A 21707-nucleotide genomic window follows, 5' to 3' on the forward strand; every position below is an offset into this window, starting at 1 on the left:
CGTCGGGGTGGTTCGGGCGACGGGACCACCACGCTACTCCGATCGGCAAGATCCACTAGCGCGCGACCTCGACTTCGACGCCCAACGCCTTGGACACCTCGGCGAGCGGCACCGCGCCCTCGCGCAGCACCACCGGGTCGGGGCCGGTCAGGTCGACGATGGTGGAGGCGATGTTCTCCGCCGCCGAGCCGCCGTCCAGGTAGACGCCGACCTCCTCGCCCAGTTGGTCCCACGCTTCCTGCGCGGTGCCCGCGGGCGGGAAACCGGACTTGTTGGCGCTGGACACGGCCATCGGGCCGACGTCGCGGAGCAGTTCGAGGGCGACCGGGTGCAGCGGCATCCGGAGCATCACCGTGCCGCGGGTGTGACCGAGGTCCCACGCCAGCGACGGCGCGTGCGGCAGGACGAGGGACAGCCCGCCGGGCCAGAACGCCTCGATCAGCGCGCGGGCCTGCCTGGGGACGCTGAGGACCAGACCGTCGATGGTGGTCCACGAGCCGACCAGCACCGGTACCGGCATGTCCGGACCGCGACCCTTGGCTTCCAGCAGGCCGCGGACGGCGGACGCGTCGAACGCGTCGCAGCCGATGCCGTAGACCGTGTCGGTGGGGAGGACCACGAGGCGCCCGGAGCGCACCGCGCTCGCGGCGGCGGAGAGGCCTGCCGCCCGGTCAGCCTGGACGCTGCAATCGTAGACCGTGCTCACCTTGCTGATCCAAGCACAGCGCGGTGGGGCGCAGCGGCGGAGGGCGCGGTGTAGGTCACGAACCGGGGCGGCGGAAGGCGGTTCCCGCGGCTGACCGCTCGTCCACGGCCCATTGCCGCTTGCGGTGCGCCATCACGAAGCCGAACACCAGTCCCCCGCCGACCAGCACGCCACCGGCGGTGACGGCCGCGCTGCCCACCACGCTGCCGACGAACGGCAGGACGAGGACCGCGAGGCCCACGATCGCGGCCGTCCACACGTCCGGTTCGACCCAGCGCCACCGTTGCGCGCGGTCCAGTCGGTGGTGCAGGTCGGTGGCGAACGCGATCAGCTGCGGGTCCGGGCTCAGTGCGAGTATCTCGGTGGCGAGGGCGCGGCATTCGGCTGCTTGACGGCGGTTCGTCACGGCGAGGGCGCCGTCCGGCGTGATGTCGCGGATCTCGGTGGTGCGGGCGGCGAGTGCGATGGCGAGGTGGGTGCGCAGGAGGTCGTCGGCTCGCGGGCTGCCGCCGTGGTCGAGTTCGCCGCGCACCACTCCGGCGGCGATGTGCGCTCCGTGGCCGTCGGAGAGGGCCGCGCTGATCGCGGCGAGTGAGCGGGTGAGGCGGCCGCGGTCGAGTTCGGCGAAACCGGCGAGCTCCACCGGTGCGATGCGGGTGGCGAGCCACTCGCGGTGGTCGGCCCACTCGTTCGGCCCATTGACACGCATTGCCGACTCTCCGATTTACTCATCGGGCTGGAAATCGCCTCCAGGTTATCCCGTCACCCGGGGGAAAGGACGAGATGGCGAATCCGCGGAAACCCGGCCGAAGGCAGGTCGCGGCCCTTCCCCTGGCGTTGTCGATCACCGCGGTCTACCTGGTGGTCGGCGGCGCGGCGGGCACGCTGGCGCTGCAGGCGAAGTCCTCCGCACCCGTGCCGATCCCGTCCACCTCGTCGTCCCCGCTCCCTCGGATCACCACCACCACGCCCCCGGCCCCACCTGCCGCCGTGCCCACGTCCAGCACGCCCCCGGCGCTACCGGCGGGATTTCGCCTGGTAGAGGCTCCAGGAGGGCTGACGACCGCAGTGCCCGAGGGCTGGACGATCAACACCGGCACCGTGGCCACGACCCTCGTGGCGACCGATCCGACGAACCCCCGCCGTGAGATCCGCCTGGGCGGCGCGCCCGTCACCGACCCGTCGACGACCCTGCTCGCCCGCATCACGGCGGCGGCCGTCGAACGCGAACAGGAGCCCGGCCACACCAGGCTGGCGCTGGCGGAGACCCGGATCCGCGAATTCCCCGCCGTGCGATGGGATTTCGAGGAGATCGTGGACGGCGTCGCCGAACGGGTGGCCGTCGCGTACTGGGAAACGGGCGGAATCGAGTACGTGGTCTACGCCGCCCGACCGGCCGAAGAGTGGCCGAAAACCCAATCCGACCTGAAAGTGCTCACCGACAACGCCCGCCCCTGATCGGGTCTCACGTACGGCGGGCGGTGGCGAAGCGTGGTCGGCCGGCCAGGTCCTGATGGTCGGCCACCTCCGGCGGGACCTCGGTCGCGTCCGGCACGTACGGCGGGTTGCACAGCACCAGGTCCACCCGACCGTCCAGATCGGACAGCACGTCCGGCGCGGTCACGTCACCGGAGTGCAGCGTGATCGGAGTGTCGCCGGCGGCGCTGCGGGCTTCGGCGTTGCGACGCGCCCACGCCAGCGCCACCGGGTCGCGGGCTCAGAGCGGGTTGACCCACTTCAGTTTGGGGAATCTCGCGAAATCCGTGTCGTTGGAGTGCATCTCACCGTCGTGCTCGATGGCGTACGCGGCCAACTGGACGTCGGTGGTGAGGTTTCCGGCGGTGCCGATGTCCAAGAGGAGCCCGAGTGCGATGTCGAGGTGATCAGTGCCCGGAGTCAGGAGGTCGACGTTGGGCTGGGCGAGCCAGTCGTGCACGTAGTCGATGGCGGCGTCGACCGGCAGGGGTGAATCGAAGAGTCGTGCGTTGGTGGAAATCCGCAGGAAGCCGAACAGCGCGGGTGGGGCCAAGCCCACCCGCACGTCGCTGTTGATAGTCCGTTCCCACCACGCGTGGGCGCGGCCGTGCTGTGGGAAGCCTGAGATCACCGCGTAGAGCAGCAAGTTGACGTCGGGAATGATCACTGGGTGCGCTGCGCCTTGCCGATGACCGCTTCGTCCTCCAACTCGTCGGCCAGCCGGTTGAAGCCGGCGGGGTCGAATCCCGGCCGCACGGCGGATTGATGCGGCACAAGGCGGTATGACTCGTGCCGTGTGACGCGTGGTGCCAGAGCCTGGCGCAGGGCGTCATTGACGACCTGCTTCATCGGGCGGCGCTCGCGGTGGACGGCCTCGTCCAGCAAACGTGCGACGTCATCGTCGAGTGTCAAAGTCGTCCGCATGAAGACATCATGATGCTTCACAATGAAGGCGTCAAGATGCCTAACGGGTGCGACTGGCCCGACCTCGCCGGTGTTCGACGGGAGCCCGATCACGTACGGCGGGCGGTGGCGAAGCGTGGTCGGCCGGCCAGGTCCTGGTGGTCGGCCACGTCGGTCAGGACGCGGCGGGAGGCCAGCAGGGCGGGGACCGACTCGCCCTGGGTGTCGTCGTGCTCGATCGCCACATGGCCACCCGGCTTGAGCAGGCGCGCGGCCAGGGTCACCACGTGCCGGATCACGTCCAGGCCGTCCGGGCCGCCGAAGACCGCCTGACGGGGGTCGTGGTCGGCCACCTCCGGCGGGACCTCGGTCGCGTCCGGCACGTACGGCGGGTTGCACAGCACCAGGTCCACCCGACCGTCCAGATCGGACAGCACGTCCGGCGCGGTCACGTCACCGGAGTGCAGCGTGATCGGGGTGTCGCCGGCGGCGCTGCGGGCTTCGGCGTTGCGACGCGCCCACGCCAGCGCCGCCGGGTCGCGTTCGACCGCGTGCACGGTCGCGCGGGGCAGTCGATGTGCCGCGGCGAGTGCCAAGGCGCCGGAACCCGTGCAGAGGTCCACGACAGACAAATCGGCCTTGTTGTCCACTGTGGACAGTGCCCATTCGAGCATCAGCTCGGTCTCCGGGCGTGGGATGAACACGCCCGGACCGACTTCGAGGTCCACTCCGCCCAGGTGCGACGTGCCGGTGATGTGCTGCAACGGGATGCGGCTAGTGCGCTGCAACACGACCTTGTGCAGCGCCTCCACCACCGGCGGGTCGACCAACGGGATCAGCGGCAGGCGCGAGCGCTCGACGCCGAGCACGTGAGCCGCCAGGAACTCGGCGTCCACCCGCGGACTGTCCACACCCGCCGCGGCCAGCATGCGTTCCGCTTCGAGAATGGCCAGCCGCAGCGGGTGTCGGGTCATGGGCAGAGGATAGACACAGCTCAGAAGTTGATCATGTGCCCGGCCAGGCCGTGCACCGCTTCCTTGACCGCCTCGCCCAACGTCGGGTGCGCGTGGACGTTCCGCGCCACCTCGTGCACGGTCAGGTCCCACTGCTGCGCCAACGTCAGCTCCGGCAGCAGCTCGGTCACGTCCGGCCCGATCAGGTGACCGCCGAGCAGCTCGCCGTACTTCGCGTCGCTGATCAGCTTCACGAAGCCGGCCGAGTCGCCGATGCCGTGCGCCTTGCCGTTCGCGGTGAACGGGAACTTCGCCACCTTGACGTCGAAGCCCTTCTCACGGGCCTGCGCCTCGGTCCACCCGAACGACGCGATCTGCGGCTGGCAGTACGTCGCCCGCGGGATCATCACGTAGTCCAGCTCCATGGTCTCCGCGTCCGCGATGGTCTCGGCGGCGATGACGCCCATGGACTCGGCGGCGTGCGCGAGCATCAGCTTCGCGGTCACGTCGCCGATGGCGAAGATGTTCGGCACGTTCGTGCGGCAGCGGCCGTCGACGGCGATCGCACCGCGTTCCGTGAGCTGCACGCCGGTGTTCTCCAGCCCGTAGCCCTCGACCCGCGGCTGGAAGCCGATGGCCTGCATGACCTTGTCCGCCTCCAGCACCTCCTGCGCGCCGTCCTTGGACACCGTGACGCGCACGCGGGGGCCGGAGTCGTCGATGGACTCGACCCGCGTGGACGTCCGCACGTCGATCCCGAGGCGCTTGTACCGCTTGGCCAGCTCGGCCGACACCTCGGCGTCCTCCAGCGGCACCACCCGGTCCAGGAACTCGACCATGGTGACCTTGACGCCGTAGTTGTGCAGCACGTACGCGAACTCGACGCCGATGGCGCCCGCACCCGCGATGACGATGCTCTCCGGCAGGTCCTCCGACATGATCTGCTCTTCGTACGTCACCACCCGGTCGGACAGCTTCGTCCCGGGGAGGAGTCGCGTCGTCGCGCCGGCCGCGATGATCGCGGAACCGAACGTGATGGTCTCGTCACCCACCTGGAGGGTGTTGGCGTCGACGAACGACCCCCGGCCGTTGTACTCCGTGATGCCGTTCTTCTTCATCAGGAAGTGCACGCCCTTGACGCGCCCGTCCGCGACCTTCCGGCTGCGCTGGAACGCGACGCCGTAGTCGAACTTCACCGTGCCGTCGACCTGGATGCCGTAGGTCTTCTGCTCGTGCGTGAAGAGGTGCGCAAGCTCCGCGTTGCGCAGGAGCGCCTTCGACGGGATGCAGCCCACGTTCAGGCAGACCCCGCCCCAGTAACGCTCCTCGATGATCGCCGTCTTCAGGCCCAGCTGGGCCGAGCGGATCGCGGCGACGTACCCGCCTGGCCCCGCACCGAGGACCACGACGTCAAAGTGTGCGCTCATAAGCGACACATTAGGTGCCCAGTTGGTCCGACAAGAACTCAACGGTGCGACGCCACGCGTCGGCCCTCGCGGCGGCCGTGGCGGCAGGCGTGCCGCCCATCGAGAACCGCACGCCGGGACCCGGGAGGACCACGTCCGTGGTCGGCCGGTGCGGCGGGCCCGCGATCAGGTGTCCTGCCTCGGGGTACACGACGTGCTCGTGCCGGTGCGGGTGCCCGTGCTCCTTCAGCCGGCGGAACGCGACCTCGCTCAGCTCCGCGCACGGCCACGACTCGTCCTGGCCGGATGAGAGCAGCAACACACCCCCGTTGATCCGCTCGACCGGGATCTCGGTGTCCTCGGGGATGCCGTCGGTGAGGTCGAACGCCAGCCGCAGCGGCACCGGGTCGCCGTCCACGACCCGGCGGCGCAGCTCGTGCGGGATCGAGTACGGCAGGTACGGCAGCGGCCTGCCCTCCCAGGTCCACGACGCGGCCTCGTGCTCCAGCTTCTGCAACAGCCGGCCGCCCGGTCCGATGCACTGCGTCACCACGCCGCTGCCGACCACGCTCACCACGGCCTTGACCTGGGGGAACGTCGCGCCGACCAGCAGCGCCAGCTCACCGCCGCGCGACCCGCCCGTGACGCCGAGCTGCCCGGCCCGCGCGCCGAGCCAGTCCAGCGCGGTCCCGAGGTACTCCAGCGGGATCTCGATCAGGTCGTCGGGCACGCCGGGAGCGCCGAAGTGGGCGAGCGTGAGCGCGGTGAAGCCGTGGCCGGCGAGCAGTGCGGCGTCGAGCTCGTGCACACCGCCCTCGGAGCCGCTGAGCACCATGACGCCGGGATGGATCTCGTCGTCGTCCGGCTCGAACAGCACGCCTACCAGGCCGTTCTCGGTGACCTCGGTCCGCCGGACGCCTTCGGGCACGGTGCGGCGGTCCACTTCGACCCGACCGACGCCGACCGCCTCGACGACCGTGTGCGGATGCGGCTTGCCCGGCGTCCGGTGCATCGACCAGAACAACCCCATCGGGTCAACGCCCGTGTAGGTGCCCTCGATCGGGGCGTGTCGCGTCAGGTCCACGACGCCACGCTCGTCCGCCAGGAACACCACCCACGAGCCGTGGTCACCGGTCGACGCGCGCAACCCCACCCGCTGCCCCGGTGGCAGGTCGACCACCCGGACGTCCAGGGCGCTGTCGAGCGGGGCACTGCGCGGTGTCACCAGGATTTCGGCCATCGCGCGCCCCTCTCGTCGACTTACCCCTCGGCGAGCCGATCCGCGCGGTCCGCCGCCGCCAACGCGTCGAGCACCGCGTCCAGATCGCCGTCGAGCACTTGATCCAGGTTATGCGCTTTGTACCCGACACGGTGATCGGAGATGCGTGACTCGGGGAAGTTGTACGTGCGTACCCGCTCGGACCGGTCGACCGTGCGGATCTGGACGCGCCGGGCGTCCGACGCCTCCTGCTGCTGCTTCTCGTCGGCCAACGCGGTCAGCCGGGCCTTGAGCACCTGCATCGCGCGCGCCTTGTTCTGGAGCTGGCTGCGCTCGTTCTGGCAGGACACCACGATGTTGGTGGGCAGGTGCGTGATGCGGACCGCCGAGTCGGTCGTGTTGACGCTCTGGCCGCCCTTGCCGGACGAGCGGAACACGTCCACGCGCAGGTCGTTCTCGTCGATCTCGACCTCGACGTCCTCGGTCTCCGGGAACACCAGGACGCCGGCGGCGGACGTGTGGATGCGGCCCTGCGACTCCGTCACGGGGACGCGCTGCACGCGGTGCACGCCGCCCTCGTACTTCAGCCGGGACCACACGCCGTCCGGGGTGTCGACGCGGCTCTTGATGGCCACCGTGACGTCCTTGTAACCGCCCAGGTCGGAATCCGTGCCGTCGAGGACTTCGGCCTTCCAGCCGTGGCGTTCGGCGTACCGCAGGTACATGCGCAGCAGGTCGCCCGCGAACAGGGCGGACTCCTCGCCGCCCTCACCGGACTTGATCTCCAGCACGACGTCCGCGTGGTCGTGCGGGTCGCGCGGGAGGAGGAGTTCGGTGAGCTTGGACTCCAGCGCCGGGACCGTCTTGGCCAGCTGCTCGGCCTCTTCGGCGAACACCGCGTCCTCGGCGGCCAGCTCACGGGCCGTCTCCAGGTCGGACTTCGCCTGCTCCAGCTCACGCGCCGTCTTCACGATCGGGGTCAGCTCGGCGTAGCGCTTGCCGAGTTTCCGCGCGCCCGCCTGGTCGGCGTGCACCGAGGGGTCGGCGAGCTTGGCTTCCAGCTCGGCGTGCTCGGCCAGCAGGGCGTCCAACGTCACGGTCTTGCTCCGGTCCTGGGTCCTGGGTCTGCGGTCGCTTCGGTCGCTGCGGTCGCTGCGGTCGTAGAGGAGTGCGGAGACGACAACGGCGTCCACCCGCGAATCGGGGTGGACGCCGTTCTGGCAGCTACTTGGCGGCGCGCTTGCCGTAGCGGGCCTCGAAGCGCGCGACCCGACCACCGGTGTCGAGGATCTTCTGCTTGCCCGTGTAGAACGGGTGGCAGTTGGCGCAGATCTCGACGTGGATCGAGCCCGAAGTCTTGGTGCTGCGGGTGGCGAAGGTGTTGCCACAACCGCAGGTGACCTCGGTCGTCACGTACTCGGGGTGAATGCCGGTCTTCAACGTCTCGTCCCTTTCCTCGTTGGCCGCCGGGTCCTCGTTGCTGTTCTTCGAGGTGAACCGGAGCCGGACTCGACCCGACAGTGTGCCAGATCGGCTGTCTACCCCTGCAACGCGAGGTCACGGATCGTTGTTCCCCGTGGCCGGTGTCACAACCACTCACCGATCGTGGTCGACCATTTGGCGCTCCAGGTAACCGCTGGGCTACGGAGAGCAGTACCGGCGTTGCTTGGACGCCACACTTGGCGCGTGTTGTGCGCTGTCGGACGCCCGCTCCGGTTGACCGCGTGGCTGGCTGTGCCGTTCTTGTTCAGCAGTGCCGTGCTCGGTCTGACCGGGTTGGGCGGGTTGCTGCTGGGGGTTCCGGGGTCCATGGCCCTGTCGGGCCCCGTCTTCGGCGCGGGTGTCGCCGTGGGCATCGCGTTGTCGAACACGGTCGTGTGGACCGCCCGTTGGCAGCGCGTGTGGCTCCGGTGGCCTTACTTGGCGTCCGTGTTCGTGGGCGGTTTGCTGCTGGACGGCGTGCGTGTGCCCGTGGTGGCCGTCGTGTGCCTGGGCGTGCCGGTCACCGCCCTGCTGATCGCCGAGTACTTCCTGGAGCGCCGCCGCACCGCCGCCCTCTCCAAAGCCGGCCTAACCCCCACCTCCCACTGCTGACCCCCCGCGGTCACCCCCCGCGTGTCGAACACTCAGACCCCGTGAGTCCTACGTTCGCGACCCGTGAGTCCTACGTTCGCGTACCCCGAATTCAACGCTCAGAACAAGATCGTTTGTTCTGAGCGTTGAATTCGGGGGTCCTGAACGTAGGACACGGTGGTCCTGAAGGTACGACTCGCGCGTTCTGAACGTAGGACTCACGGGATGGGGAAGGCCCGCCCGGCGGTGCCGGACGGGCCTTCGAGTGGTGCTGAGCGGGTCAGTCGTTGTCGCCGCTCGGGGTGTTCTTCGCGACCTGCATCAGGAACTCGATGTTCGTCCGGCTCTTGCGGAGCCGGTCGAGCAGCAGGTCGATCGCCTGCTGGCTGTCCAGGGCGTGCAGCACCCTGCGCAGCTTGTGCATGACGGCCAGCTCGTCCGGAGACAGCAGCAGGTCTTCCTTGCGGGTGCCGGACGCGTCAACGTCCACCGCCGGGAAGGTCCGCTTGTCCGCGATCTTCCGGTCCAGCTTGAGCTCGGCGTTACCCGTGCCCTTGAACTCCTCGAAGATCACGCTGTCGCCCGCGGACCCGGTCTCGACCAGGGCCGTCGCGATGACGGTCAACGAGCCGCCGCCCTCGATGTTCCGGGCCGCACCCAGGAACCTCTTCGGCGGGTACAGCGCGGTCGAGTCGACACCACCGGACAGGATCCGGCCGCTCGCGGGGGCCGCGAGGTTGTAGGCACGACCCAGCCGGGTGATCGAGTCCAGCAGCACGACCACGTCGTGACCCATCTCGACCAGGCGCTTCGCCCGCTCGATGGCCAGTTCCGAGATCGTGGTGTGGTCCGACGGCGGACGGTCGAAGGTGGAGGCGATGACCTCGCCCTTCACCGACCGCTGCATGTCGGTGACCTCTTCAGGCCGCTCGTCCACCAGCACCACCATCAGGTGGCACTCGGGGTTGTTCTTGGTGATCGCGTTCGCGATCGCCTGGAGCACCGAGGTCTTGCCCGCCTTCGGCGGCGACACGACGAGGGCTCGCTGGCCCTTGCCGATCGGCATCACCAGGTCGATGACGCGCGTGGTGAGGATGTGCGGTTCCGTCTCGAGCCGCAGGCGCTCGTTCGGGTACAGCGGCGTCAGCTTGGTGAAGTCCGGCCGGTTGCGGGACTCCTCCGGGTCGAGGCCGTTGATCTTGTCCACCCGCACCAGGGGGTTGAACTTCTGGCGCTGCTGCTCGCCGTCACGCGGCTGCCGCACGGCGCCGATGAGGGCGTCACCGCGACGGAGGCCGTACTTGCGGACGAGCGACAGCGACACGTACACGTCGTTCGGCCCGGCCAGGTAGCCCGAGGTGCGGACGAACGCGTAGTTCTCCAGCACGTCGAGGATGCCCGCCACGGGCAGCAGGACGTCGTCGTCGCGCACCTCGGTGTCGGTGGCGGGACCGGCTTCGTCGCCACGGCCACCACGGCGGCGGCGGTCGCGGAAGCGGCGACCACGACGGCCACCGTCCTCGTCGCCGTCGTCACTCGGGCCGCTCTGCTGGCGGTTGCGGCTCTGATCGCGGTCACGGTCGCGGTCGCGGTCACGGCCGCCACGGTCGCCGCGGTCGTCACGACCACCACGGTCTCCACGGTCGCCGCGGTCGCCCCGCTCCTGCCGGTCGCCGCGGTTGCCGCGGTCGCCCCGGTCCTGGCGCTGTTCGCGCTGTTCGGAGCGGTCCTGACGGTCGCCGCGGTCGGGCCGCTCGGCGCGCTCGCCCTGCTGACGGTCGGACTGGGTCCGGTCGCCCTGCTGGCGGTCGGCCTGCTGGCGATCACCCTGGGCGCGGTCGGACTGGACCCGGTCGGTCTGGGCGCGGTCGGACGGCGCCCGGTCGGCCTGGGGCCGCTCGGCCTGGCGCTCCGCCTGGGCGGGACGCTCGACCTGCGGCTGGGCCTGCTGGGCCTCCGCGGCCGGAGCCTCGGGGCTGCCCGCGGGGCGGTTGGCGGAACGACGGCGACGGTTGCCGCGACGTCCACCCTCCTCCTCGGCGGGTCGGTCGGTCACGTCCAGCTGCTGCTGGGTCGGCTTCTCCACCGGGGCCTGGGCCTCGGCGGCCCGCTCCTTCACGGGCGCCTTGACGGCGGCCGCCTTGGGCGCGTCGGCCTTCTTCTCGGCCTTGGGCGGCTCGGTCTTGGACGGCGTCGCGGCACTGCCCCGACCGGAGGTGCCGCCCTGCCGCTCCTTGATGGCCGCGATCAGGTCGCCCTTGCGAAGGCCGGCCGTGCCGGTGATGCCCAGCTGACCTGCGAGTTCACGGAGTTCGGCCAGCACCATTCCAGAGAGGCCCGCGCGCTTGCGGGGCGTGGCGCTGCCGTTCGAAGGGGTGGTCAGAACGTTCTCCTCGGCTCCGGAACTGCTGGCAGCGGGATTGGGAGCAGCAGGAGCTTGGCTGCTCAGTACATCGGTGTTGGTCACACATGTCCTTCCTGACCGGATCGCGCCTCCTACGCGAGCCAGCGGACCTGCCGTCCGACGGAATGCGGTGCGGCAGTTTCGTCCCGGTTCAGGCGGACCTCGGACGGCGCGGAACGCGCACGAAAGCGGAGTCCTCCGGTACGGGACTTCGGTCACACGGCGAGCGGGTGCCTTCCAGCGTCGGCCCCGTCCATACGGCACAGAGCCAGATCACTGGAGGAATGCGACCCGGAACGAACGTCCGGGCACTACACCGGCGCCCGTGCGCGCGGTGACTGATGGCCCCGAGGGTAGACGCCGGTACGGTCCGGTGCAACAACCGGGGTGCGGCGCGTCGTTTCACTCAGTCGAGTGGCGCAACGCGGACCCCGCCCAGGTCGACCGGCACGCGACGGGCGGCGAACCCGGTCAGGTCCACCCCCGGCGGCAGGTCGCCGTCCACGGGCAGGGCCAGGACCGTCGGTCCCGCCCCCGACACCGCAGCCGCCACGCCGGCCTCCCGCAACGCCCGCACCAGGCGGGTCGTCGCAGGCCAGGCCGGTTCCCGGTACGGCTCGTGCAGCCGATCGTCCAGCGCGGCGAGGAGCAACGCCGGCTCCGCCGTGAGAGCGCGTACAGCGAGCGCCGCCCGCCCCACGGCGAACGCCGCGTCCTCGTGCGGCACCTTCGACGGGAGCAGGCCGCGGGTCGTCTTGGTGGACGATTCCGCTTCGGGCACCAGCACGACCGGAGTCAGCCGGGGATCCGGGTCCACACGCACGGCGTGGTAGTGGTCACCCTGCGTCCACGCGATCACGACGCCGCCGAACATGCTGGCCGCGGCGTTGTCCGCGTGGCCCTCGAACTCCGCGGCGAGTTGCAACGCGCTTGTGTCCAACTCGCGACCGGCCAGGGCGTATCCGGCCGCCACACCGGCCACGATCGCCGCCGCCGAGGACCCGAGACCGCGCGAGTGCGGAATCGTGTTGCGGCACGTCAGCCGCAGCCCCGGCACGTCCGCGCCGACCAGGTCGCACGCCGCCCGGAACGCCCGGACGACCAGGTGACCCTCGTCGGTCGGCACGTCCGAGGCGCCCTCACCCGAGACCTGGACGACCAGCCCGGCGGGCACGACCTCGAACTCCAGCTCGTCGTGCACGCCCAACGCCATGCCGAGCGCGTCGAACCCCGAGCCGAGGTTCGCCGTGGAACCCGGCACGGTCACGCGGACGCCCGTCACGCCAGCTCCAGCGCCGTGGCGACGGCGGCCGGGTCCACCGGCACCGGCTCGACCTCGGCCATGCCCAGCAGCGCGGTGTCCGGGTCCTTCAGGCCGTGGCCGGTGACCGTGCAGACGACCGTGGAGCCCTTCGGCAGCCGTCCGTCGGCGACGGTGGCCAGCAGGCCCGCCACGCTGGTCGCGGACGCGGGCTCGACGAAGATGCCCTCGGTCGAGGACAGCAGCCGGTAGGCCTCCAGGATCTTCTCGTCCGTCACGGCCTCGAACAGCCCGCCGGACTCCTCCTTGGCGGTCACCGCGCCGGTCCACGACGCCGGGCTGCCCACCCGGATGGCGGTCGCGATGGTCTCCGGGTTCGCCACCGGCACGCCCAGCACCAGCGGCGCGGACCCCGCGGCCTGGAAGCCGAACATGCGTGGCGTCGCGGTGATCACGCCGTCGTTGTAGTAGTCCGAGTACCCGCGCCAGTACGCGGTGATGTTGCCCGCGTTGCCCACCGGCAGGCAGTGGATGTCGGGCGCGCGGCCGAGCACGTCGCAGATCTCCCACGCGGCGGTCTTCTGGCCGATCAGCCGCACCGGGTTGACCGAGTTGACCAGCGTGATCGGGTACTCGATCGACGTCTTGGAGGCCAGCTCCAGGCAGTCGTCGAAGTTGCCGTCGATCTGGAGGATCTTGGCGCCGTGCGCGACGGCCTGGGCCAGCTTGCCCAGCGCGATCTTGCCCCGCGGCACGAGCACCGCGGCGGCCATCCCGGCCTTGGCCGCGTACGCCGCCGCGCTCGCCGACGTGTTGCCGGTCGACGCGCAGATCACCCCGCGGACGCCGCTGGCCAGGGCGTGCGTCATGGCCACGGTCATGCCGCGGTCCTTGAACGAGCCGGTCGGGTTGGCGCCCTCGACCTTGATGTAGACCTGGCAGCCGGTCAGCTCCGACAGGTGCTCGGCGAACACCAGCGGCGTGCCGCCCTCATGCAGGGTGATGACCCTGGCGCCCTCGGGGAGCGGGATCCGGTCCGCGTAGGCGCGGATGATGCCCGGCCACCCCGGCCGCGCGGCAACCGGATTGCCGGCTCCGCCCATGGTCGCCTGTGCCGTCGTCATAGCTCTTCGCCTTCCACCCGCATCACGCTGACCACTTCACGAACCACGGGCAGCCCGCCGATTTTGTCCACGGTCGACCGCAATGCCGCATCGGTCGCGGCGTGGGTGACGATCACCAGGCTGGCGTCGTCGACCCGGCCCTCCTGCCGGACCGCCGCGATGCTCACGTCGTGCTCCGCGAACACCGCCGCGACCTGCGACAACACGCCCGCCCGGTCGGCGACGTCGAGGCTGATGTGATAGCGCGTGGGCGTCTGGCCCATCGGCCGCACGGGCAGTGCCGCGTACGCCGACTCGCGCGGGCCGCGACCGCTGTGCACCCGGTTGCGGGCCACCGCCACGAGGTCGCCGAGCACCGCGCTGGCGGTCGGGGCGCCACCCGCGCCCTGGCCGTAGAACATCATCTCGCCCGCCGCGTCGGCCTCCACGAACACCGCGTTGAACGCGCCGTTGACGCCCGCCAGCGGGTGGGACTTGGGGATCATCGCCGGGTGCACGCGCACCGAGATGCTCTCGGTGATCGGGGTGCCGTCCGCGGCCGTCTGGTCGTCGTCCCCGCCGACGGAAACCCGCTCGCAGATCGCGAGGAGCTTCACCGTGCGGCCCAGGGCCTTGGCGGCGGCGATGTCGGCGGCGCTGACCGACGCGATGCCCTCTCGGTACACGTCGGCGGCCGTCACCCGGCTGTGGAAGGCGAGTGACGCCAGGATCGCGGCCTTCGACGCGGCGTCGAAGCCGTCCACGTCGGCGGTCGGGTCCGCTTCCGCGTACCCGAGCCGGGTCGCCTCGTCCAGGGTCTCGCCGTAGCTCGCCCCGGTGGAGTCCATGCCCGAGAGGATGAAGTTCGTGGTGCCGTTGACGATCCCCATCACGCGCGTGATGCGGTCACCCGCCAGCGACTCGCGCAGCGGGCGCAGCAACGGGATCGCGCCCGCCACCGCCGCCTCGAAGTACAGGTCCGCGCCGGACGCGTCGGACGCCTCGAACAGGTCCGCCGAGTGCTCGGCGAGCAGCGCCTTGTTCGCGGTCACCACCGACTTGCCCGACCGCAACGCGGCGAGCAGCAGCGAACGGGCGGGCTCGATGCCGCCGATGACCTCGACGATGACGTCGACGTCCGACGCGATGAGCGCCTCGGCGTCCGTCGTCAGCAGTTCCGCGGGCACGTCACGGTGCTTGTGGGGCCTGCGCACGGCGATACCGGTCAGCACGACCGGCGCGCCGACGCGAGCGGTGAGGTCGGCCGCCTGGTCGGTGAGCAGCCGGACCACCTCGGTGCCGACCGTGCCGCAGCCGAGCAACGCGACCTTGATCGGTTTGTGGCTAGACACTCATACCTCCAGGCGGAACAGGTCTTCCTCGGTCTCCCGGCGCAAGAGCAACCGGGCCTGGCCGTCCACGACCGCGGCGAGCGCGGGCCGGGGAAGTCGGTTGTAGCCGCTGGCCATCGAGTAGCAGTACGCGCCGGTCGCGGCCACCGCGATCAGGTCGCCGGGAGCGAGGTCGTCGGGCAGCCAGCAGTCGCGCACGACCACGTCACCGGACTCGCAGTGCTTGCCGACGACGCGGCACAGCACGGGGTTCGCGCCCTCCGACGCGGCACGCGACACCAGCTTGCAGTCGTACACGGCGTCGTAGAGCGCGGTGCGGATGTTGTCGCTCATGCCGCCGTCCACGCTCACGTACCGGCGCACGACGCCCGCGTCGAGCTGGACGTCCTTGATGGTGCCCACCTCGTACAGCGTCACCGTGCCGGGGCCGACGATGGCCCGGCCCGGCTCGACCGCGATCTTGGGCATCGGCAGCTCGGCGTGCTCGCACTCCTTGGCCACGATGTCGCGCAACTGCCTGGCCAGCTCGGCAGGCGGCGGCGGGTCGTCGTCCGGGGTGTAGGCGATGCCGAGGCCGCCGCCCAGGTCGACCGTCGTGACGTGGTCGAGGATGCCGGCGCCGTGCTCGTCGCGGAGTTCCGCGAGCAGGCCGATGACCCGGCGCGCGGCGACCTCGAAGCCGCTGGCGTCGAAGATCTGCGAGCCGATGTGGCTGTGCAGGCCGGTCAGCCGCAGCCCTTCGGACTTGAGCACCCGGCGGGCCGCCTCGGCCGCGTCACCCGAGGACAGCGAGAAGCCGAACTTCTGGTCCTCGTGCGCGGTGGCGATGAACTCGTGGGTGTGCGCCTCGACGCCGACCGTCACCCGGATCATCACCGGCTGCACGCGGCCCCGTTCACGGGCGATCTGGTCCAGCCGGGCGATCTCGTAGTGCGAGTCGAGCACGACCGCGCCGACACCGGCCTCGACCGCCGTGGTCAGCTCGGCGACGGACTTGTTGTTGCCGTGCAGCGCGATCCGCTCCGCCGGGAACTCCGCGCGCAGCGCCACGGCCAGCTCGCCGCCGCTGGCCACGTCGATGCTCAGGCCCTCCTCGGCGACCCAGCGGGCCACCGCGACGGACAGGAACGCCTTGGACGCGTAGTGGACGCGGGTCGGGTCGCCGAACGCCTCGGCGTGCTCGCGGCAGCGGGCCCGGAAGTCGGCCTCGTCCATCACGAACAGCGGCGTGCCGTGCTCCTGGGCGAGCTGCCGCACGTCGACGCCGCCCAGGCGGACCGCGCCGTCGTCGCCGCGTTCGGCGTTGCGCGGCCACACCTGGGGGTGCAGCGAGCCCAGCTCATCGGCCGAAGAGGGCCGGTTGCCCGCCGTGTTCGACGGGATCATGACGTCGGCGTGCCGGGGACCGGCCGGGTGGGCGCGCATCACATGCGCTCCGGCGCGGTCACGCCGAGCAGCGCGAGGCCGTTGGCGAACACCTGGCGGGTCGCCGCGCACAGCTGGAGCCGGGCGCGGTGCAGCTCGGTGGTCTCCTCGTCGCCGCGCGGCAGCACCCGGCACGCCTCGTAGAACCGGTGGTAGGTGCCCGCCAGCTCTTCCAGGTACCGGGCGACGCGGTGCGGTTCGCGCAGCTCACCGGCGGTGCCGATGACGCGCGGGAACTCTCCGACGGTGCGGATCAGGTCGCCCTCGCGGTCGTGCGTGAGCAGGTCGAGCGCGTCGCCGGGCGTGACGCCCAGGTCGGCGGCGTTGCGCAGCAGCGAGGCCAGCCGGGAGTGCGCGTACTGGACGTAGAAGACGGGGTTGTCGTTGCTGTGCTTGCGCAGCAGGTCGAGGTCCAGGTCCAGGGACGAGTCGACCGAGGAGCGGGACATCGCGTACCGGGCGGCGTCCACGCCGACCGCGTCCACCAGGTCCTCCATGGTGATCACCGTGCCCGCGCGCTTGCTCATCCGCACCGGCTTGCCGTCGCTGACCAGGTTCACCATCTGGCCGATCAGCACCTCGACCGAGTCCGGGTCGTCGCCCAGCGCGGCGGCGGCGGCCTTGAGCCGGCCGATGTAGCCGTGGTGGTCCGCGCCGAGCATGTAGATGCACAGGTCGAAGCCGCGCGACCGCTTGTCCACGAGGTACGCGATGTCGCCCGCGATGTAAGCCGGCTCACCGTCGCTCTTGATGACCACGCGGTCCTTGTCGTCGCCGAACTCGGTCGACCGGAGCCACCAGGCGCCGTTCTCGAAGTACAGCGAGTCGGAGCCCTTGAGCTGCTCGACGGCCTTCGCGACCGCGCCCGACTTGTGCAGCGAGTCCTCGTGGAAGAAGACGTCGAAGTCCGTGCCGAAGTCGTGCAGGGCCTTCTTGATCTCCTCGAACATCAGGCCGACGCCGATCCGGCGGAACACCTCGTGCGAGTCGTCCGAGGTCAGCGCGCTGGGCTCCTGCCGCAGCACCTCGGCCGCGATGTCGCCGATGTAGCCGCCCGCGTAGCCGTCCTCCGGCGCGGGCTCGCCCTTCGCGGCGGCGATCAGGGACCGGACGAACCGGTCGATCTGCGCGCCCGCGTCGTTGAAGTAGTACTCGCGGGTGACCTCGGCGCCGTTGGCCTCCAGGATCCGGCCCAGCGCGTCGCCGACCGCGGCCCAGCGGGTGCCGCCCAGGTGGATGGGGCCGGTCGGGTTCGCCGAGACGAACTCCAGGTTGACCCGGGTGCCGGCAAGCACGTCGCCGCGGCCGTACGCCTCGCCGTCCTTCAGCACGTCGCGCACGATCTCGCCCTGCGCGTCCGCGGCGAGCCGCAGGTTCAGGAAGCCGGGGCCCGCGACCTCGACCGAGGAGATGGCATCGGTGCCGGTCAGCGCGTCGGCCAGCCAGCCGGCCAGGTCGCGGGACGTCACGCCGACCTTCTTGGCGGTCTGGAGGGCCACGTTGGTGGCGTAGTCGCCGTGCTCGGGGTTGCGGGGGCGCTCGATCGTGACCGCTGTGGGCAGGGCAGTGGGATCGAGGCCGCGGGTGGACAACACGTCCACGGCCGTCGCACGGACCAGTTCAGCGAGCGCAGCGGGAGTCACCCGGCAAGTCTAGGGAAGCGTTCCCGCTGGTCTCGACCGGGATGGGCGTCCCGCGAAGTGGGAATCGCCACTGGCCGCGGCCACCCGCTGTGACGGGCAGTTGACGGTGATCAGACACAGTATCCCTACACTGACCTGCGGCATGGGCGTATGACGAGACTGAGGCGGACATGACCAGCGGCAAGAAGACGAAGGCCGCGCGCGGAAGCGTTGCGGCGGCGCGCTCCTCGGTGGTGGCGAAAAAACCGAAGCCCTGGGGCACCATCCTGGCGGTGGTAGCCGTGCTGGCCCTGGCCGGCACCGTGTTCGGTTATGCGTTCGCGCAGATCTCCGAGCAGAACGCCAAGGAAGCGGCGCTCGCGAAGTGGGTCCCGTCGGAGGAGAACAAGGACCCCTCCGACCAGATCACCGGGGTCGTCAAGCGCGACTACAAGCCGGGCAAGCACATCGACGCGCCGCAGCGCGTGGCGTACGACTTCTCGCCGCCGTTCGGCGGACCGCACGACAACGCGTGGGCGGACTGCAACGGTGTGGTGTACCCGACCGCCGTCCGCACCGAGAACGTGGTGCACGCGCTGGAGCACGGCTCTGTCTGGGTTGCCTACAACCCCGACCAGGTGACCGGTGAGGCCCTGGACAAGCTGAAGGCCAGGGTCGACGGCCAGCCGTTCACGATCATGTCGCCGTACCCCGGCCTGGACAAGCCGATCGCCCTTCAGTCGTGGGGCCACCAGCTGAAGCTGGAGAGCGTCGACGACGAGCGCATCGACCAGTTCGTCAAGGCGCTCCGGCGCAACCAGTACACGTACCCCGAGGTCGGCGCGCCCTGCGACAACCCGACGTTCGCGTCGAGCCCGGCCCCGTTCGCGCCCGAGCCGCCCGGTGCGGACGCCGAGCCGATGGGTGACGAGGCGGAGAGCGCTCGCGGCGCCGCGAGCACCGCTCCGAGCAGCGCCGCCACGCCCTCCGGCAGCTGAACGAAGTGACTGAAGGTTCTGCCGGGACCACCCCCGGGCGAGGCAACCTCGTCCGGGCGGTGGTCCTCGGTGCCGCCGTGGTCGCCACGCTGCTGCTGGGCGCCGCGGTCGGCCTGCTGATCCAGCTGCCGAACTCGGACGACGCGTCCGTGCCCGCGGCGGACTCGGTGGACGTCGGCTTCTGCCAGGACATGGCCATGCACCACATCCAGGCCGTGCAGATGGCCAACATCGCGCGCGAGCGGTCCACCGACGAGGACATCCGGCTGTTCGCGTTCGACATCTCCGGCACGCAGCTGGAGCAGGTCGGCCGGATGAAGGGCTGGCTGATGCTCTGGGGCCGGCCGGAACAGCCGGAAGCGGGTCGGCACATGGCGTGGATGAACACCGCCTCCGCTCACGGGCACACCGCCGGTGGCGACGCGCCGAACGGCGCCCCGATGCCCGGCATGGCCACCTCGGAGGACCTGGCCAAGCTCCGCTCGCTGTCGGGCGTGGAGTTCGACGTGTACTTCCTCCAGCTCATGCTGCGGCACCACCAGGGTGGCGCGCCGATGGCGGAGTACGGGTCGCAGCACGCCGGTCAGCACGCCGTGCGGACGCTCGCGGGGAGCATGCTGAAGTCGCAGACCAGCGAGAGCGAGTACATGGAGAAGCTCCTCGCCGACCGGGGCGCCGCTCCCCTGCCCGCCTAGAGCGTGTCTCTTTGGTGGGTTGGTCAGTTGATCGGATGTGTCTGTCCGGTTGGTGATCACTGATTTGATGTGGGCCCGGATCGAGCCGTTGATGCCGGCCGATCCGGTCCGTGGGCGACGGTGGGCCGACCACCGTCGAACCCTTGAGGCCATCGCGTGGAAGTACCGAACCTGCTCGCCCTGGCGGGACCTGCCTGCCGAACTCGGCTCGTTCCAGACTGCACACAAGCGCCTGATCAGGTGGGCCGTTGACGGCACCTGGGTACGGATCCTCACGGCCGTCCTGACCGCTGCGGACGCTGGCGACGAGTTGGGCTGGACGGTGTCCGTGGACTCAACAGTCCGTCGGGCTCACCAGCACGCCGCCGGAGCCAGGAAAAACGGGATCCCGATCGGGCCGAACCCGACGATCATGCACTCGGACGCTCACGTGGTGGCTTGAGCACGAAAGTTCACCTTGCCAGTGACGGCCAGGCGCGACCGTTGGGCTTCCATGTCACCGCGAGCCAGGCCGGAGACGCACCGGCCTTCGAGGCGGTCATGGCGAGGATCCGAGTGCCCCGGAGCACAGTGGGGAGACCGAGGACTCGACCAGAGACTGTCCTCGCGGATCGCGCGTACTCTTCCCGCGCGATCCGCAGGCACCTCCGTCGTCGCGGCATCCGTGCCGTCATTCCGCAGCCCGCCGACCAGGTAAGACACCGCCTACGGCGAGGCAGCGCAGGAGGACGCCCGCCTGATTTCGATGCTGAGACATACAAGCAGCGCAATGCTGTCGAGCGATGCATCAACCGGCTGAAGCAGTGGCGCGGCCTGGCGATGCGAACGGACAAGCGCGCCATTGCCTATCAGGCCGCACTCCACTTTGCCGCCATCCTCATCTGGATCCGGCAGTAGCTGGCTCGATCAACGGTCGACCGCCCAGCGCGCGTCTGCGGGCCAAGTCCCCCTGCTGACGATGTGGTCGACGATCCTGAACGCTTCTTCAAGCGGCACGGTGTCCACGTCCGGGTATTCGTCGTACTGCCCATTGGACAGAACGAAACCGCCGCTCGATCCCTCAGCTCCAGGGTCGACGGCGTGCTCGCCAGCATCATCCTCACCATCCATCAACACCACCAGCGCGCGCTCGGCGTTCGTCACGAAGGCCAACTTGCGGCCGGATGAACTGGCCAGCCAGGTCTCAAGCTGCCCCTCGCCGATTTTCGCCCGGAGGGTCTCCAGCACCACCTGCACATCGCTGCCGTCATCGACGACCCACGACTCGATCATGAGCACGACGATCCCACAGACGGATCTGAGAGACAGTCCCTAGGCCGCGCTCGGGTACCGCGCCCAAGGTCAAGCCTTCCGCGCGTTTACGTCACCCGGTTGGGGCTACCCGCCAGTAGTAGCGTGGGAGGCCCCGTCCGCGAGGTCGCGTCGATCGTTCGCAGCGAGAGCGCGTACATGAAGGACCTCCTCACCGAACGCAATGCCGCTCCCCTGCCGAGTTGATTCGTCTGATCGGGTCAGGGCCCCCGCGGTCACCTGCTGAAATCGGTACTTCAACGTTGAAGTTCGTTTTTTGACTTGCGCCGGATTCGGTTTCGTCACTAACTTGCGATATCGGCACGGCATCGCCGCGCCCCTGACTGCGAAGTCGGGCCGGGGGGCCTTTGGGGCTCCAGTCCCATGAGGAGAAACAGTGATCAAGCGACTTTTGTCGGCGTTATTCGCCGTCGTGGCCGCAGCCGGTCTGCTGTTCGCGGCGGCACCGACTGCCCTCGCCAGCAACGCGAGCACGAACGGCTGCACGACCCTTTGGGTCGAGTACACCACGAGCGGAGGCCTGCGCAGCATCCACTGGGCGGAAGCGCGCAACATCTGTGGGACGTATTGGGGTTTCCACAACGTCGGTGGCGTGACCGGTCCGACGCACAATCAGGGCAGCTTCCGGGTCAATTACGGCGGCGTGGGCGTCGCTCCTGGTAATTACATCTGCGCGGAGAGCTGGCAGCACGTCAGCGGCACCCACTTCAACCGGGTGGGCGCTCCCTGCACGCTGATCGCGTAGGGGCGAGCTGACGTCCGCCTTCTGTGTCCCGCGCGCGGGACACAGAAGGCGGACG

21 protein-coding genes and 2 pseudogenes are annotated in these 21707 nt (G+C 70.2%); 6 read left to right on the forward strand and 17 right to left on the reverse strand.

The features are described from left to right. Positions 1 to 55: 55 nt before the first annotated feature. Positions 56 to 706: an L-threonylcarbamoyladenylate synthase gene (locus tag F4560_RS26455; protein WP_184924241.1), complete on the reverse strand. Its 651-nt coding sequence runs from the start codon at positions 704 to 706 to the stop codon at positions 56 to 58. A 55-nt stretch (positions 707 to 761) separates the two neighbouring features. Beyond that, the gene (locus F4560_RS26460) at positions 762 to 1415 is read right to left on the reverse strand and encodes a hypothetical protein (protein WP_184924243.1); all 654 of its coding nucleotides are present in this window, start codon (positions 1413 to 1415) and stop codon (positions 762 to 764) included. Positions 1416 to 1489: 74 nt separating this feature from the next. On the opposite strand from F4560_RS26460, the gene F4560_RS26465 reads away from it, so the two are divergent. Beyond that, positions 1490 to 2164, forward strand: a complete 675-nt coding sequence (locus F4560_RS26465) for a hypothetical protein (RefSeq protein ID WP_184924245.1) — start codon at positions 1490 to 1492, stop codon at positions 2162 to 2164. A 55-nt stretch (positions 2165 to 2219) separates the two neighbouring features. Here F4560_RS26465 and F4560_RS26470 read toward each other — a convergent pair. From F4560_RS26470 to rpmE, 8 genes and pseudogenes are all read right to left on the reverse strand, one after another. Then, positions 2220 to 2417: pseudogene (locus F4560_RS26470) on the reverse strand (peptide chain release factor N(5)-glutamine methyltransferase); the annotation flags it as partial. Positions 2418 to 2423: 6 nt separating this feature from the next. Further along, the gene (locus F4560_RS26475; protein ID WP_184924247.1) at positions 2424 to 2849 is read right to left on the reverse strand and encodes a type II toxin-antitoxin system VapC family toxin; all 426 of its coding nucleotides are present in this window, start codon (positions 2847 to 2849) and stop codon (positions 2424 to 2426) included. Continuing rightward, on the reverse strand, positions 2846 to 3106 hold the full coding sequence (locus F4560_RS26480) for a ribbon-helix-helix domain-containing protein (RefSeq protein ID WP_184924250.1): 261 nt from the start codon (positions 3104 to 3106) through the stop codon (positions 2846 to 2848). The genes F4560_RS26475 and F4560_RS26480 overlap by 4 nt, the downstream gene beginning before the upstream one ends. 89 nt (positions 3107 to 3195) lie before the next feature. Beyond that, positions 3196 to 4059 (reverse strand): peptide chain release factor N(5)-glutamine methyltransferase, encoded by an 864-nt coding sequence (gene prmC, locus F4560_RS26485; RefSeq protein WP_184924252.1) that lies wholly within the window; start codon positions 4057 to 4059, stop codon positions 3196 to 3198. Positions 4060 to 4079: 20 nt separating this feature from the next. Further along, entirely contained in the window at positions 4080 to 5465 is a 1386-nt protein-coding gene (lpdA, locus tag F4560_RS26490; RefSeq protein WP_184924254.1) for a dihydrolipoyl dehydrogenase, read from the reverse strand. A gap of 10 nt (positions 5466 to 5475) precedes the next feature. Continuing rightward, positions 5476 to 6684, reverse strand: a complete 1209-nt coding sequence (locus F4560_RS26495) for an acyl-CoA thioesterase/bile acid-CoA:amino acid N-acyltransferase family protein (RefSeq protein ID WP_184924256.1) — start codon at positions 6682 to 6684, stop codon at positions 5476 to 5478. A gap of 20 nt (positions 6685 to 6704) precedes the next feature. After that, positions 6705 to 7760 carry a peptide chain release factor 1 gene (gene prfA / locus F4560_RS26500; RefSeq protein ID WP_184929406.1) on the reverse strand — a complete coding sequence of 352 codons (1056 nt, stop codon included), beginning with the start codon at positions 7758 to 7760 and terminating at the stop codon, positions 6705 to 6707. Positions 7761 to 7887: 127 nt separating this feature from the next. Continuing rightward, positions 7888 to 8103 carry a 50S ribosomal protein L31 gene (gene rpmE / locus F4560_RS26505; RefSeq protein ID WP_184924258.1) on the reverse strand — a complete coding sequence of 72 codons (216 nt, stop codon included), beginning with the start codon at positions 8101 to 8103 and terminating at the stop codon, positions 7888 to 7890. A 246-nt stretch (positions 8104 to 8349) separates the two neighbouring features. Between rpmE and F4560_RS26510 the strand changes: the two genes are divergently transcribed. Beyond that, positions 8350 to 8757, forward strand: a complete 408-nt coding sequence (locus tag F4560_RS26510; protein WP_184924260.1) for a hypothetical protein — start codon at positions 8350 to 8352, stop codon at positions 8755 to 8757. Positions 8758 to 9016: 259 nt separating this feature from the next. Here F4560_RS26510 and rho read toward each other — a convergent pair whose 3' ends face one another. The 6 genes from rho to argS form a co-directional block, all read right to left on the reverse strand. Further along, positions 9017 to 11203 carry a transcription termination factor Rho gene (gene rho, locus F4560_RS26515; RefSeq protein WP_184924262.1) on the reverse strand — a complete coding sequence of 729 codons (2187 nt, stop codon included), beginning with the start codon at positions 11201 to 11203 and terminating at the stop codon, positions 9017 to 9019. Between the two features lie 343 nt (positions 11204 to 11546). Next, positions 11547 to 12422 (reverse strand): homoserine kinase, encoded by an 876-nt coding sequence (gene thrB / locus F4560_RS26520; protein WP_312869489.1) that lies wholly within the window; start codon positions 12420 to 12422, stop codon positions 11547 to 11549. Beyond that, positions 12419 to 13525 (reverse strand): threonine synthase, encoded by a 1107-nt coding sequence (gene thrC, locus F4560_RS26525; protein WP_246477885.1) that lies wholly within the window; start codon positions 13523 to 13525, stop codon positions 12419 to 12421. The genes thrB and thrC overlap by 4 nt, the downstream gene beginning before the upstream one ends. Continuing rightward, positions 13522 to 14856 carry a homoserine dehydrogenase gene (locus tag F4560_RS26530; RefSeq protein WP_184924264.1) on the reverse strand — a complete coding sequence of 445 codons (1335 nt, stop codon included), beginning with the start codon at positions 14854 to 14856 and terminating at the stop codon, positions 13522 to 13524. Before F4560_RS26530 ends, thrC begins: the two co-directional genes overlap by 4 nt. Next, positions 14857 to 16281 carry a diaminopimelate decarboxylase gene (gene lysA / locus F4560_RS26535; RefSeq protein ID WP_184924266.1) on the reverse strand — a complete coding sequence of 475 codons (1425 nt, stop codon included), beginning with the start codon at positions 16279 to 16281 and terminating at the stop codon, positions 14857 to 14859. It lies immediately after the preceding gene. After that, positions 16281 to 17924 (reverse strand): arginine--tRNA ligase, encoded by a 1644-nt coding sequence (gene argS, locus F4560_RS26540; protein WP_184924268.1) that lies wholly within the window; start codon positions 17922 to 17924, stop codon positions 16281 to 16283. The genes lysA and argS overlap by 1 nt, the downstream gene beginning before the upstream one ends. A gap of 170 nt (positions 17925 to 18094) precedes the next feature. On the opposite strand from argS, the gene F4560_RS26545 reads away from it, so the two are divergent. From F4560_RS26545 to F4560_RS26555, 3 genes and pseudogenes are all read left to right on the forward strand, one after another. Then, complete coding sequence (locus F4560_RS26545) at positions 18095 to 18901, forward strand: thioredoxin-like domain-containing protein (protein ID WP_184924270.1); 807 nt, start codon at positions 18095 to 18097, stop codon at positions 18899 to 18901. A gap of 5 nt (positions 18902 to 18906) precedes the next feature. Continuing rightward, complete coding sequence (locus tag F4560_RS26550) at positions 18907 to 19596, forward strand: DUF305 domain-containing protein (protein WP_184924272.1); 690 nt, start codon at positions 18907 to 18909, stop codon at positions 19594 to 19596. A gap of 67 nt (positions 19597 to 19663) precedes the next feature. Further along, positions 19664 to 20493 (forward strand): annotated as a pseudogene (locus F4560_RS26555) (IS5 family transposase). Positions 20494 to 20502: 9 nt separating this feature from the next. On the opposite strand, the gene F4560_RS26560 reads toward F4560_RS26555, so the two are convergent. Beyond that, positions 20503 to 20868 carry a hypothetical protein gene (locus tag F4560_RS26560; RefSeq protein WP_184924276.1) on the reverse strand — a complete coding sequence of 122 codons (366 nt, stop codon included), beginning with the start codon at positions 20866 to 20868 and terminating at the stop codon, positions 20503 to 20505. Positions 20869 to 21283: 415 nt separating this feature from the next. Here F4560_RS26560 and F4560_RS26565 point away from each other — a divergent pair, with 415 nt between their 5' ends. Further along, on the forward strand, positions 21284 to 21652 hold the full coding sequence (locus F4560_RS26565) for a hypothetical protein (RefSeq protein WP_184924278.1): 369 nt from the start codon (positions 21284 to 21286) through the stop codon (positions 21650 to 21652). The last annotated feature ends 55 nt before the right edge of the window (positions 21653 to 21707 follow it).

Source organism: Saccharothrix ecbatanensis, from assembly GCF_014205015.1.
Lineage (GTDB): Bacteria > Actinomycetota > Actinomycetes > Mycobacteriales > Pseudonocardiaceae > Actinosynnema > Actinosynnema ecbatanense.

What these genes read in the sequence shown, in the direction of transcription:
- F4560_RS26460 (WP_184924243.1), bottom strand. Translation starts at nt 1,415, where the DNA reads ATGCGTGTCAATGGGCCGAACGAGTGGGCCGACCACCGCGAGTGGCTC.
- F4560_RS26465 (WP_184924245.1), top strand. Translation starts at nt 1,490, where the DNA reads ATGGCGAATCCGCGGAAACCCGGCCGAAGGCAGGTCGCGGCCCTTCCC.
- F4560_RS26480 (WP_184924250.1), bottom strand. Translation starts at nt 3,106, where the DNA reads ATGCGGACGACTTTGACACTCGACGATGACGTCGCACGTTTGCTGGAC.
- prmC (WP_184924252.1), bottom strand. Translation starts at nt 4,059, where the DNA reads ATGACCCGACACCCGCTGCGGCTGGCCATTCTCGAAGCGGAACGCATG.
- lpdA (WP_184924254.1), bottom strand. Translation starts at nt 5,465, where the DNA reads ATGAGCGCACACTTTGACGTCGTGGTCCTCGGTGCGGGGCCAGGCGGG.
- F4560_RS26495 (WP_184924256.1), bottom strand. Translation starts at nt 6,684, where the DNA reads ATGGCCGAAATCCTGGTGACACCGCGCAGTGCCCCGCTCGACAGCGCC.
- thrC (WP_246477885.1), bottom strand. Translation starts at nt 13,525, where the DNA reads ATGACGACGGCACAGGCGACCATGGGCGGAGCCGGCAATCCGGTTGCC.
- lysA (WP_184924266.1), bottom strand. Translation starts at nt 16,281, where the DNA reads ATGCGCGCCCACCCGGCCGGTCCCCGGCACGCCGACGTCATGATCCCG.
- F4560_RS26545 (WP_184924270.1), top strand. Translation starts at nt 18,095, where the DNA reads ATGACCAGCGGCAAGAAGACGAAGGCCGCGCGCGGAAGCGTTGCGGCG.
- F4560_RS26560 (WP_184924276.1), bottom strand. Translation starts at nt 20,868, where the DNA reads ATGATCGAGTCGTGGGTCGTCGATGACGGCAGCGATGTGCAGGTGGTG.